The organism is Sphingobacterium thalpophilum (assembly GCF_901482695.1).
GTDB classification, from domain to species: Bacteria; Bacteroidota; Bacteroidia; order Sphingobacteriales; family Sphingobacteriaceae; genus Sphingobacterium; species Sphingobacterium thalpophilum.
In genome coordinates, this window is record NZ_LR590484.1 from 1387022 (window position 1) to 1400532 (window position 13511).

Here is a 13511-nt window from a genome sequence, read left to right on the forward strand (position 1 = left end):
TTAATTGCAAAGCCCACGGGCCTGTTAGTAGATAAAGCGTTTGTCGGCTTCTTGCGCCGATTGCTTGGCGCGTTGCAGCTCATTGTACCGCATGATATATTTTATAAACAGGTCATAATTGTATTTTTTCTCTTTTTCGAACTCAGCAAACAATTCCGGTTCGTCATTGATCAACCGTCCCAATGTGACGGTACGTTTCTTTTTACTATTGCTAAACAGACCGTTGGTATTACTGTTAATTTCAATGACCTCTCCGGTTGCTTTTTTTAAGGCATAGGCATACTTGGTTTTACTGAACCCTACGCCCATCACGGTACCTGAACCCCCGCTTCCAAACATGATGCCCCCGCCCCCGCCGAAATGAAGTTCTGAGACATAATAAGCCATAATTTCGCCATCGACCAATACCTCAGCGAAAGTAGGTTCGAGGTCAGCAGCACGGCTCAGCTGGTACATCTGTGGTGAGGTGCCCGGCACGGGTTCCAGCCCATTTTCCACGTACGATGGCGCATATACTTTCTGTTTCGCTTCCCAATATGCACGAAAGACCTGGTCGGGAGCAAAGGTCACCTTCTCCTTTTGCTCACTTTCAAATTTGAGTTTACGATCTTTTACGGAGGAAATCTTCCCATAAAGAGTATCCCCACTCATCAGTACCAAATAGTCTAATTTCTTTTGATCTTTCTGAGCGTAAAGCGTCATCGCGGACAAGAGGAAAAACAGGATGACAATTGTAGATAAAACGGATAAAACTTTCATTCGGATAACTATATTAAACAACGATAAACCCATATCACTAAGCTATTTAGTCCTTCGATTACAGGTTCTTGCTGGCTTTATGCATATAAAGCTACATAAAAATATAAGAATGCAGGACAAGAAGCGCCGCTTTAACATTTCGTTTACATCTCTATCATCATCCAGTAAAATTTCATTCGGTCAATAAACACAAAAAAAGAAGCCGTATCTGCTGACACGGCTTCTTTACAACGGATGAAAGGGTCATCTATCCTTTATATTTACTTTCAAATTCAGTTGACGCTTTATTTACCCCATTACTCATGTTTTCAAACGCTTTGTTGATATTGTCGAGCAATGCCGATTCCGCTGCCGGATCTGCTGTATTTTTCTTGCGCAATTCGATCAGTTTCGGATAGTCTTCCGTGACGATTTTTTTATAACCATTCAACCCATCAAGCACCGCTTTCTGGAAAGTTGCATCCCCTTTAAAATCGCCCAGGTCTTCTACTTTCCTGATATCCTCGTTCAGCGCTTTTTCCCATGTTGTACGTACCTCTTCTGCTTTTGCATAATCCGAAGCATTCATGGCTGCGTTCATATCCGTAATATGTTTTTCACTTCCATTAATGACGGTAATAATTGAATTGTTGTACGCCGCCGGGTCCTTTGTTCCGCCACAACTTGACATCGACAGCACCGCTGCGGTCATGATGCCTGTAATAACTTTTTTGATCATCGTTGATATTGTTTAATTTAATAAGTATTATTCTTCGCAAGTTCAATTCACCACTTTTCCCCAGCTCCCTATGCAAAGATACTCCCCTAATAATCACCTCCCTATCGCTGAAATCAGGGATTTAATTACAGGTCGGTCAGGCCATGTTCAACTGTTTCCGGAAGTTATTATTTCCATTTCGCTGATCGAAACGCTGGGCCAGCTCTTCGGCCAGCCTGCGGTAATGTGCAGCGATTTCCTTTGCTTGGTACTGCTGTCTTCCCTGAAAAAGATTGTGCGATTCTTTTAGCTCGAGATCAAACAGCTCTTCTGGATCAAATTGACGCATTGCTTCCTCCATATGGCAGGCTAGCTGGAACATCCGTCTGTTATCGGGGCCATCGGCCCAAGGCAGATACCTTTCGATCCATTCTTTGGCCTTCGGCAGATCAGTATAGGAAAAATAAGTCGCCAGTTTAATAGCTGATAGCAATATCGAAGAATCTCTTTCCTTCTTATAGATTTCTTGTTCGGCTTGCTGGGCCATTTGCAGAGCTTTTTCCATGTCGCCGTTCCTATATCCCTCATAAGCTAGGTTTACAGTTGTACGCAAAGGCACATGTGCACAGGTAAATTGCTTTTCCACTAAAGGCAGTGCCTTTTCGGTTGCCGCCGCATAGCCGCTTTTTAATAAGGCTGCAGAGACTTCAGCATCCATCTCGCAGGCTTCACAGTCGCTCATATCGTCACGCTGCGACGCTTTTACTTTTTGCAGGGCCAGCTCCACAGCATCAAGATCACGCTGTGCCAGCGCATCGCTCAGTTCCTCATTGTGTATAGCCCGTCTGCCATAACCATTGCGGAGCAGCCGCATCTCAAAATCCGATAATGCAGCATCAATCTGCTCACGGCTGACTTCGGGATTATCGTATAACTCAGACATCATCCACTTATACTGCCATAAAAAATCTTCCTCACTAAAAAGATCCGGATTTTCATCGTAGGCCTGCAGTACCCAGGCGAAAGCAGGCAGCGACTCGGTCGAATATGCCAGGTCAATCTCCTCATTGATCAGTTCGAGCCGTAGTTCATAGCCCCATTCGATATCCTCGTTTTCATCAGCAATACGGATTGCCTGGGTCAATAAATTAACTTTTTCCAGTGTATTGTCAATACGGTCTATTTGATTCCGTAATTTCTGTATTTTAAGTGTATACATATGGTTTCGTTACTTCTTAAAGATTCACAAAATTATCCAATCCCATGACGATCAAATTTTTCAGCGCATCGTTCATGACTTTCATTTCCCGGTCCTGCACTGGGTATTTCCCCAAGATCAATGCCTGTACATAGAGGACTTCTATTACCGAGCGCAACAGATAAGGATCTTTAATTTCCAGAATACTGTTGACCAGTCCATTATCCACATTGAGACATAGTGTGTTCTTGACTTTGTGTTTTGGGGCCGACTGCAGCACACGTGCGAAGGGATTGGCATTATCTTTCAACTGGCTGATCGTCTGCTGTACATTGTTCTGATCCATCTTGGTGAATATTGCCGGTGTATCCACCGGCTTAAATCTTCGGATTTCCAAGGTACAGGTATAATCGTCGAGGATTTTCTGGACGCGGGTGGCGAAAGCTTCGTACTGACCCGCTTCCTCTTCCTCGAGAGCTTGAAAAGTCCCCAACAACTGTCCCGGCGACATCTCCGTGATCCTGTACTGGGGATAACGCTGCTTTATTTTGCGCAACAACTCTGTATCAAACGTATAGGAAGCATTGACAAGTAGCATGCCCTGGGTATCCGCCATACGGTCAATTTGCTTAAAGTCTTCAAAGTCGGCGCAATAATGTACCTGTTGCTGCTGATCGATGATATTCTGAAAGCTTCGTTGTCCACGATTGGTCTCAAACGGGATATCTGCCAGAAAGATGTCCAGAAAATCAGCATCCTCCAGTGCAAAAGCTTTCAGATGCAGGTAATGTGTCTGGATAATGCGTTGATATACCTCAAAATCGATCTTCTTTACCTGCTGCAAATAAGTCTTCAACAGTACGGCAATCTCTTTGCGGGCTTGGCGCAGGAGATCATTCTTCATCAGCGACTCCCGGGAAGCCGTCGCACTGAGCTCCTCCGTGTTGACCAGCATCCGCACAAAAAAGGCCCAATTGGGTAGCAGGGACTGATCTTCCTCCGACAGAAACATACGTCTCAGATAGATTCGGTGACGCTGCTTGCTGCTAAACTGCGTGCGGAAGGGCAGAATATACAGCACACCCTTTGCCTTTCCTGCCGTCGTTTCGAAAGGAATGGCGTCCAGAAAGTTCACATGAAAAATATCTTTGCCTATTGCCAGCAGCTCCTCTTTGTCTACGGAAGATGATAGCCATCTGGGCTGGTCCTCGTGGATAATTTTTTCAGTCTTCCCGACCTGCAGCGCGATGCGCTCACGTAAGGCGTCGCCATAATACCGGATCTTCTTTTCAAAATAATCGGGATCGAAGATGTATTTATATTGCTTTTTGGGTGTCAAAATAACACGGGTACCGATCGGCATATCCTCTTGCATCCGTTCGATTTTATAATCACCTGCGGCATGGGCTGTCCATCGCAGCGGGATCTGCTCACGGGCTGACTTGGTTTCCACAACAATTTCGTCGCTCACGACAAAGCAGGACAGCAACCCGATACCAAACTTGCCTATAAAATCTTTGGCATCCTGGATATCCTTGCTTTTGGAGCTCTCGCCAATCACCGATAAAAATTGGTGGATATCTGCCTCTTTAAGACCTATACCATTATCCTCAAAGATGAATTTCGGCCGGTCCCGGTCCGGTAAGGCAATCGTGACTTTTCCTTGATGATCCTGATCCAGGTGTTTGAGTGCCGTGATGGCATCCACTGCATTTTGCAGTAGCTCACGGACGAACGTATTGGGATCGCTATAGAGATGCTCGGAGAGCAATGCGATCATACCTTTTAAATTTACTTGAAACTGATATGATTTTTTTGCTGTCATAGTGAGTTACCTTCTCGTTTTTTTTGTCAGGCGGATAGCTTCTTCGTGTCCGTTTGCGGCAGCCCTTTCGAACCATTCCAGCGCTATATCTTCATCTTCCTCCACGCCGTCTCCCATCAGATAACAATTGGCAAGTTTAAATTGCGCTTCCGCATTCTCTGCCTCGGCCGCTTTCCTGATCCATTCCACCCCTTCGTTGAGATCGGCTTCGACCCCTTCGCCTCCAAGCAGCTGCACACCGGCGAAATAGCTGGCGTAAGTATTCCCCTGATGGGCAACTTCCAAAAAGTTCCGGAAAGCTGCTTTTTTGTCCTCGTCGGTGCCGATCCCAAAATAATAACATCTCGCCAGGCGATATATAGCCTCCTGGTTGCCGCGCTCGGCGGCCTGCTTATAGTAAGAAAAAGCTGTCGGCGGATGCGCTTCCACGCCGACTCCAAACTCATAGCACATGCCCAGCCCATCACTCAGGTAGCCAAGCTGCTGCGCACGCTGGTAATAGGCAAAACCTTTATCATACTCTTCCAGCTGCTCATAGTCAAAGAAGTAATAGTCACCAAGCAGCAGCAGCGCTTCTCCGACCTGCTGGTTTGCAGCCTGCTCCAGCAACTGCAGGCCCCTGGCCGTATCCTGCTGCACCAGGCCATTCAGGTAGTACCGGCCAAGCACGTATTGTGCATAAGGGAAACCCAGATCAGCTGCCTTCGTGATGTATTCAGAGGCTTTATAAGGGTCTTGCGCAACAGCAAACCCATACTCATAACACAGCGCTAGGTCGGTCATTGCCCGGACGTGATTACGCTCGGCCGCCTGCTGGTAGAGGTCGATCATTTTGTCCAGATTGACCTCAGTGCCGATTCCCCCGCGGTAACAACGTCCTAGCTCATACAGGCAATTGAGGTCGTGCATGCTTGCCCCAGCCTCAAAAGCAGCAAACGCTTCAGCCGGCTGCGGCGCACCGGCACCGTGGTAATCCTGTTCCAGATAAAGTCCTTTGAGATAATAGGCATAAGGATAACCCAGTTCCGCTGCACGGGCAAAATAGTCAAAAGCCTGCTTATAGTCCGGTTCGCTCTGTAGCTCACTCGCTAACCCGAGTTCGACGACTGCGGCGGCATTATTATAGCCAGCAGCCTCTTCAAAATAAGGTAGTGCAGCTATAGCGTCGGGCGCCGTCCCATGGATACCGTATTTGATATATCGGCCCACCTGGTACAAAGCCTGTGGCAGCTTCGCCTGTGCCGCATCCCTATAATATGCAAAAGCGGCCTGATAGTCCGGTTCCGTTCCATTGTAGCCATATTCCAGCATATTTCCCAGCCTCAGCTTGGCATAAGGGATGTCCTTAGCCGCCAATTTCTCATAACGCTCCCAAGCCTGCTGTTCATCGGCCGGCAGCAAGCGGCCTTCCAGATAAATCTCAGCAAGCTCTATTTGTGCTTCGGCATAATCAGACTCTTCATCAAGCTGAGTAAGTAAGGCTAAGCCCTTTTCCTGATCCAGCATGCTGTCATTATAAAGGTACAGACAGGCAAGTCTGTAATCCGCATAATTGTTGTTGTAGTCGTAAGCCTTTTGCAGATAGAAAACGATATCTTGTTCATCCTGCTGCTTATTGTTTGCTTCAGCACCCAGCATCTGCAATTTGATCAATGCGATCTGTACTGCGGCATCCGTTATCCCATATTCGAACACTTCCTGATAGTCTGGAATCAGTGATTGCAGTTCGTTTGTTGTAGTGGCCGCTGCACGTTTGAGCTCGGTAGCCACAAATCGGCAGTAGCGCGAATCCGCTTTGGCAATGCCTTCTTCGAGTACTTCCAGCTGTCTGCCCCGGTCTGCCTTACGCGAGAAGTAGAACTGCAATGCTTCGTAATAATGGCGCAACAGTTTTTCGTCATCTGAGTCACGCAGTACGGCAATCTGTTCAGGCACTTCTTCAAATCGGTCAGTCCAGACATTTAGATGCGCGGCATAGGCAATCCCCCACACGTTGCCTGATGTGGCGAGAGCATTCAGCTGTATCTTGGCCTCATCACGTTCCAGATCGGAGAGTACGCCCAGTTGATTATAATACAAATATAAGGCCTGCGCCACGGGCACCTGTGCCTCGATAGCCTTCCTTAAGTACAATGAAGCCTTCTGTTTATCGACCACATGCCGCCGGCATAAAACATACTGCATGCCCAACTCGACCCAAGCCTGCGGATGCTGCTGCGCATAGCGCTCAAGCAGGTACCGCACCCGCTCGCTGAAGAACAGGTAATCTTCATTATCCAAATATAAGTTTGCCGGGAAATCGGCTCCTTTTTCAAATAAGGCATCATACAGCCGATTAGATTCAGGCTCATCCATATGGACTTCAAAATAAGCCAGGCCATCAAACCATAATACCGGAGGTATCGTTTTGGGCAAATCAGCAGCAAAAGATAGTTCCCCTGATTGCACCTGAGCGATTTTTCGCTGATATTCTTGTCTTAATTGCATATAAAAGCATTGTTACCTATAAAATATACTTCTTTCACTGAAGAAGCCAAAATATACAAAAACTTTGCCATTACTGACCATATTCCAGCAAGTATTCTTATTTAAAAACACGCAACATAGTTGCTTTTAAATTCTTTTTATCTATCTTTGTTGCAACTTAATTGCAAATATAATTTTACAAGCATATAGAACTTGATGAACAGGCGTAGCATTCTTATTCTCCTCATGGCAACTTTTATCCTGCGGCAGGCAACCGCGCAGGAACAACCAACTAAGGATATCGGATTGCAGGAAGTACGCGTAGATGGAAGTTTGTATAAGCAGACAGAAGTTGGAGCGATGACTGTTGACAAACTCACAGCGGATTCTATACAAAAATATCAGGCTGGCAGTCTGATGCAAACCTTGAGCCGCCTTCCGGGTGTGCATGCAATCGGCATCGGAGCCAACCAGTCCAAACCCCAGGTGCGCGGTCTCGGTTTCAACCGTGTTGCCACCGTAGAAAACGGTATTAAACACGAAGGACAGCAATGGGGTCTAGACCATGGTCTCGAAATTGATCAGTTCAGCGTCGGAACAGCCGAAATCATCAAGGGCGCAGCCTCATTTATGTATGGATCTGATGCGATTGGCGGTGTTATCCGCTTATCACCGCCAGCCGAATTGCCGCACGACGGCTTCAAGGGCACGCTGAATTTACTGGCAAAATCGAATAATGCGACACTCGGCGGTTCGCTGCAGCTGCAAGGACGCCGCAAAAACTGGGTGTTTGGAGGCGGCTTCACTTACCTGGATTATGGTGATTACCGTGTTCCCACCGATACGGTGCATGTATACAACTACCCCGTGAGGCTTAAGAATGGATATGTACGCAATACCGCAGGGCGGGAACGACATTTCCAGCTGCGTGGCGGATATCTGGGAGATCGATTTTCCTCCATGCTCTACCTGAGCAACTACCATACCCATGCCGGCTTTTTTGCCAATGCACACGGACTGGAACCCCGGGGAGTAGATACAGCATTGTACGACAGATCGCACCGGGATATTCTTTTTCCCAGCCAACGGATTGACCATTTTAAGCTGCTAAACCGCAATACGTTTACCTTGGGTTCACATCAGGTAGATATAGATCTAGGCTATCAGCGCAATTATCGACGGGAGTACAACCATTATACTGCGCATGGATATATGCCGCCCGTGTACCCCGACACGATGCGCATTCCCATCCAGCTCGAGCGGCTGTATGATAAGCATATCTATACCCTTGCCGCCAGAGACCAGTTTGGTCTGGGCTCTCACCGTCTTACCATCGGAATCAACAGTGAATATCAGCACAATACGATCAACGGCTGGAGCTTTCTCATTCCTGCTTTTCGCCAAAAGGCGCTGGGCCTGTTTATTTACGATCGTTATCCCATAAACGCACATACGACATTGTATGGCGCATTGCGCTATGATTACAGCCAGATCAACAGTGACTTGTACAGAGACTGGTTTGCATCCCAGCTGGAAAACCAGCCCGACCAATATTTGGTTCGCGCACAACAGCTCAAACGCAACTTTAATAGCCTCGTATGGTCACTGGGTATGGCGACACAAGCCGGATCCTGGGAGACGAAGTTAACGGTGGGCAAAAGCTTCCGCTTGCCTTCCGCACAGGAGCTCGCTGCCAACGGTGTCAATTATCATTATTTCAGCTATGAGAAAGGTAATGCATCCCTATCACCCGAACAGTCTTACCAAGTGGACTTCTCCCTTGCCTGGCGACCTGAGCGGCTGTCGATTGCGTTCACGCCATTTTTCAATTACTTCTCCAACTATATCTATCTCAATCCGACTGCGGGTTACGACCAGTACTACGGAGCCGGCAACCAAATATTCGAATACGCCGAGAGTAAAGTACGCCGATATGGGGCCGAGCTCAGGCTGGAGTACCGGCCACTTGCCCGCTGGAAGATCGAACTTCTGGCCGATTATATCCGTTCTGAGCAGCTATCAGGAGCGAAAAAAGGGTATACCTTACCCTTTTCGCCGGCGCCTTCGGCTCTTCTAGACCTAAGCTGGATGCCCAAAAATAGTCTTTATTTTAAAGAGTCCTACTTTTCACTGGACTGCAAATGGACCGCCCGCCAATCCAGCGTTGTACCTCCGGAAGATCAGACCCATGGTTATCAGTTAGTTAACTTTCGGGCTGGCACACAGCTTCAGATCTGCCGCTCCAACATTCAGCTGCGGCTGCAGGTACTGAATATTTTCGACCGTAAATATATGGAACATACGAACTTTTATCGGCTTATCGCATTACCCGAACAAGGACGCAATGTGGTCCTTTCGATGGGCATTCCCTTAGGCAGGATGTGAGATACAGAAAAATACATACCCACTCATGAGAACATTAACAAAATATGCAATCGCAGCCCTGATGTTAAGCACAGTCACAGGCTGTAAGAAAGACAAGGAAAACATTGACACGGAAAAGCCCCAGATCGATATCAGTTGGGGCAGCGCTTTTCCAAAACAATGCAGTGAGGTAAAGCGTGGTACTTCGTTTACCTTTCGCGCCCGATTGTCCGACAATGTAGCGCTGGGCAGCTATAGTCTGAATGTGCATCACAATTTTGACCATCATTCACATAGCACGGAGGTGGAAGAGTGCCCCTTAGATCCTGTCAAAACACCGGTAGCTCCTTTTGTCTATGTCAAGACCGTCAATATCTCCGGCCAGCCCCGGCAGTATGATGCGCAGCTTGACATTGAAGTTCCGGCAACAGTAGATCCGGGCAATTATCATTTTATGATCCAGGTAACCGATCAGTCCGGCTGGAGTCTCCAAAAGGGAATCAGCATACGCATCGTAGAATAAGCGAACAGTTCAGATGAAATAACAAAACGAATGACTAAACTTTTAAATCCAATGCACATGAAAACCAGAAACATTAATTTACTGATGCTATTTACTGCACTACTAATTGGCTTTTTATCTTCCTGTAAAAAAGATGACGTCGATATTCCGGCAGGGGTAAAACCACAGATCAGTGCACTTGAAATCGGTTCGGGCAACAACAAGACGGCCAAGGCGGGGGCAGATCTGCATCTCGAGGCAGAAATTGTAGCCGAAGCGCTGATCGATAAGATTGACATTGAGATCCACCAGGAAGGTGGCGCCAATTTCAAATTCAGCAAAACGTATACCGAAGGAAAGTATATAGGTGTGAAAAATGCGAACTTCCACGAGCATGTCGATATTCCATCTGAAGCTCCGGCAGGCACCTATCACTTTCACCTGACAGTAACTGATAAAGCTGGAGCGTCGACAACGGTAGAGTCACCACTGACCATTGAGGCAGCTGAGGCGAAGGTAGCATTTAAGCTGATCTTTACCGAAGTAGATGCGCATGCCCACGGAGACCATTTCCATGATATCGCTGAAAAAACAGGTGTAGAGCCACTTACCGTCAGCTTTGGCAACGACGGCAAAGCACTATCGGGTGCACACGCTGATATCAGCCCTGAAGCTGTTTATAAGATCGAGTTCAAGCAGTTTGATGCATCAGGCAAGGAAATCCAAGGCCAGTACATCAAGGACAAAGCAACGGCATCATTCTATAAGGCCTTCCTGACAGGCGGTGGTTTTGTTCTGAACCCCAATAGCAGCACGTCTACCGGAGCTGTATTCCAGCCCAAGGAAGCCACCTACGGCGATGGCACTGCTGTCAGCGGAGCCGTTGAAACAACAGGCATCATCAGCTATTTTACAGCCGGAAAGGACAATGCCGGTGAAAAAGAGGTAACGTATGTCCTTAGAAAGTTTGACGATGCGACAACCAAAGCAAGTGTGACCCGTGTTGACTGGAACCTAAGCGACTATGCAAGCAAATTCGCCGGGCAGGATATCGTCCGCCTGACTTTTGAACTGCATGCCGAAGAAGGGGGACATTAAACTTCATAAAAAACACCTTGCCAGCAGTTAAGAATGCTGGCAAGGTGTTTTTAATCCGGCAGCTGCAGGGCTTAGTCCCTCCGCTTTTCCAGAACATTGCCATTAGGGTCCATCATCAGTTTCCATTCATCACGGCTGCTTTTTACCTCAAAAGCATAGCACACTTTCCGCCCTTCTGTAATCCTTTTGACATCTTCCAGACGATAGCCCCTGAAGTCTTTTCTGACTTTTGCCAAAACTGCTTTTGGCAGGTCATTTTTAGACAGATCTTCCTTGTGACGGACAATTTTTCCATTATGCTGGATCCACAGCTCGTGATCGCTGCCAAACAATCCCGTTTCAAATTCCGCTTCATACAAACCGTTCTTTAGCTCCCAGTCTATATTTTTAGCTTTTGGGAATTGCTGCTGCAGACTGTTGACCACAAGTGCAGGCACCTGACTCTGGGGAATATCCTGTGCTACAGCTCCCATCGCTGATAATGTCAGCAGCATTGCACCCCATATCGTTCTATGTTTCATGACTTAATTATTTTAATGTACAACCTTCAATGTACAACAAAGGAAAGCCCTGATTCTGTAAACATTTGGGAATATACCTTAAGCCGGATAAAAAACTACTGTAAAGATATGTTGCTGCTGTTCATGTCGATATGAAAGTCCAAAACCATACAGGTTGCATATCGCCTGTACGATCGCCAGACCTAGCCCAGTACCGCGGGCTGCGGCATCAGATTTGTAAAACCGGGAGAACACCTTGTCTGCATCCAAGGGAGGCTGACCGCCCGTGTTGGCTACCTGCAGCAGTTTATCCGTCAAGGTCATATGCACATACCCCCCCTCGATATTATGAAATAGCGCGTTTCGCAGTAAATTGGCCACAATGATATTGGCCAGAGCGGCATCAAGCCGTGCGCTTAGCTGGCTTTGCTGCTCCACCCGGATCTCTACACGTTTAAATGCAGCCATATCCTCCAGCTCTTCCACCAAATGCCCGACCAGCCCGTTGATGGAAATCTCCTCATTATCGAAGAACTGCTTATTTTCAATTTTGGTGAGCAGTAGCAATGATTTGTTTAAGCGCACCAGGCGCTCAGCCGTATGCAGCAGATCCGCAAGGATTTCCGACTGCTCGGGTTGCAGACCCTGCGTCTCCGCCAGCATTTCCAGTTTGTTGATCATGATCGCCAGTGGGGTCTGCAGCTCATGTGAAGCATTGCCAATAAACTGCTTCTGCTGTTCATAGATCTCTTCATTATGGTGAATCAATGTGGCCACAGCCAGCTGCAGATCCTTAAACTCCTGTATCTTGGTATCCATCGCAGGCTTATCTGCAGTTTTACCCAGCCTAAACCTGGCCAACTGTTCCAGAAAGCGATATAATGGGCTCCATAGCCGCTGAATGACCACCCTATTGATCGAGACGATGCTGATCACCAGCAACACAAACAGGATCAGGACAGAATAAAACAGATTTTTGATCAAGTCACTCTCTTCAATCATCGAGTTGATAATGGATAGCTCATAATAGTGTCCTTTATGCACAAAGGCGGTAGTTAGCATACGCACAGGCTCTAGTTCCGGTTCGGGATCATCGTCATCCTGCATATACAGCATGGTGTCCTTATAGACATTTTTCATGTTGAGCGCTTGTTGCTCGGTAATTTCACGTACCTTATAGTTGTTTATCCCGAATTCCAGATCCGGAGATACCGTTTCATCTTCCGTCAGCTCCTGAATAATCAGGCGCTTCTGGTTTTCCAGTTCTTCATCAATATTGTCATGGATGGCTTCCAGCATAAATAAGTAAAACACTGTTGACCACAGTGCGATGACGACAAGCACCGAAACGGAGAAATATTTAAGGGTCTGATTCGCTAACTTCATTTTTTCACCAGTTTATAACCTACCCCGTAGACTGCCTCAAAGTCCACATCTGCCTGCTTCGCCAAAAATTTTTTACGCAGATTTTTTATCTGCGAATAGATAAAATCTAGATTATCGGCCTGGTCCGTATTGTCGCCCCATACATGCTCTGCCAGGGCACTTTTGCTCACGAGACGATTTTTGTTCAACAAGAAATAATGAAGGATATCAAACTCCTTCCTGTTGAGTGCGACGGCCTCACCTGCAATCAACAGGTTGCGCTCATGCAGATCCAACACGATGTTGCCCATTTCAAGCGTGTCTTTGCCGTCCCGCTGCTTGCGGCGCAGGACAGCTTTAATACGTGCATTTAGCTCAGCAATATGAAAAGGTTTGGTCAGATAATCATCTGCCCCAAGCTCCAGTCCGTTCAATTTATCGTCCAAGGAGTCCTTCGCAGATATAATGATCACATTGTCCGACTTGCCCTCTTTTTTTAGCTGCTCCAGCACCTGAAGGCCACTGCCGCCCGGAAGCATGACATCCAGCAGAATACAATCGTAATCATAGACCAGCACCTTATCAAGCGCGGTATAGAAATCACTTGCAGTCTCCACCACATAATCTTCTTTGGTCAGGGAAGCTTTCAGCGTTTCCCTCAATTCCACTTCGTCTTCAATTACAAGTATTTTCATTGAGTCAACCTTTATTATACTGTATGACAGCGAAACTCCAAG

11 protein-coding genes are annotated in these 13511 nt (G+C 47.0%); 3 read left to right on the forward strand and 8 right to left on the reverse strand.

What is annotated here, in order from left to right; genetic code table 11:
- Nucleotides 1-24: 24 nt before the first annotated feature.
- From FGL37_RS05985 to FGL37_RS06005, 5 genes are all read right to left on the reverse strand, one after another.
- On the reverse strand, nucleotides 25-759 hold the full coding sequence (locus tag FGL37_RS05985; protein ID WP_138096695.1) for a hypothetical protein: 735 nt from the start codon (nucleotides 757-759) through the stop codon (nucleotides 25-27).
- Nucleotides 760-1006: 247 nt separating this feature from the next.
- Nucleotides 1007-1477: an LIC11966 family surface protein gene (locus tag FGL37_RS05990; RefSeq protein ID WP_051606641.1), complete on the reverse strand. Its 471-nt coding sequence runs from the start codon at nucleotides 1475-1477 to the stop codon at nucleotides 1007-1009.
- Nucleotides 1478-1613: 136 nt separating this feature from the next.
- Nucleotides 1614-2675: a hypothetical protein gene (locus tag FGL37_RS05995; RefSeq protein ID WP_028069201.1), complete on the reverse strand. Its 1062-nt coding sequence runs from the start codon at nucleotides 2673-2675 to the stop codon at nucleotides 1614-1616.
- 16 nt (nucleotides 2676-2691) lie between these two features.
- Nucleotides 2692-4479, reverse strand: a complete 1788-nt coding sequence (locus FGL37_RS06000; RefSeq protein ID WP_028069202.1) for an HSP90 family protein — start codon at nucleotides 4477-4479, stop codon at nucleotides 2692-2694.
- A gap of 6 nt (nucleotides 4480-4485) precedes the next feature.
- Nucleotides 4486-6966 (reverse strand): tetratricopeptide repeat protein, encoded by a 2481-nt coding sequence (locus FGL37_RS06005; protein ID WP_028069203.1) that lies wholly within the window; start codon nucleotides 6964-6966, stop codon nucleotides 4486-4488.
- Between the two features lie 225 nt (nucleotides 6967-7191).
- On the opposite strand from FGL37_RS06005, the gene FGL37_RS06010 reads away from it, so the two are divergent.
- Genes FGL37_RS06010 through FGL37_RS06020 form a run of 3 tightly spaced genes read left to right on the forward strand, consistent with a single transcriptional unit; the run spans nucleotide 7192 to nucleotide 10909 of the window.
- A complete protein-coding gene (locus tag FGL37_RS06010; protein ID WP_160169470.1) occupies nucleotides 7192-9330 on the forward strand; it encodes a TonB-dependent receptor in 2139 nt (712 codons plus the stop codon).
- A gap of 25 nt (nucleotides 9331-9355) precedes the next feature.
- Nucleotides 9356-9832, forward strand: coding sequence for a DUF4625 domain-containing protein (locus tag FGL37_RS06015; protein ID WP_028069204.1), 477 nt, complete (start codon nucleotides 9356-9358; stop codon nucleotides 9830-9832).
- Nucleotides 9833-9889: 57 nt separating this feature from the next.
- Entirely contained in the window at nucleotides 9890-10909 is a 1020-nt protein-coding gene (locus FGL37_RS06020) for a DUF4625 domain-containing protein (protein ID WP_051606643.1), read from the forward strand.
- A 71-nt stretch (nucleotides 10910-10980) separates the two neighbouring features.
- Here the strand turns inward: FGL37_RS06020 and FGL37_RS06025 are convergent, their stop codons facing one another.
- The 3 genes from FGL37_RS06025 to FGL37_RS06035 form a co-directional block, all read right to left on the reverse strand.
- Nucleotides 10981-11430 carry a PepSY-like domain-containing protein gene (locus FGL37_RS06025; RefSeq protein WP_028069205.1) on the reverse strand — a complete coding sequence of 150 codons (450 nt, stop codon included), beginning with the start codon at nucleotides 11428-11430 and terminating at the stop codon, nucleotides 10981-10983.
- A gap of 78 nt (nucleotides 11431-11508) precedes the next feature.
- Nucleotides 11509-12795 (reverse strand): sensor histidine kinase, encoded by a 1287-nt coding sequence (locus FGL37_RS06030; protein WP_028069206.1) that lies wholly within the window; start codon nucleotides 12793-12795, stop codon nucleotides 11509-11511.
- Nucleotides 12792-13469, reverse strand: coding sequence for a response regulator transcription factor (locus FGL37_RS06035; RefSeq protein ID WP_028069207.1), 678 nt, complete (start codon nucleotides 13467-13469; stop codon nucleotides 12792-12794). Before FGL37_RS06035 ends, FGL37_RS06030 begins: the two co-directional genes overlap by 4 nt.
- Between the last annotated feature and the right edge of the window lie 42 nt (nucleotides 13470-13511).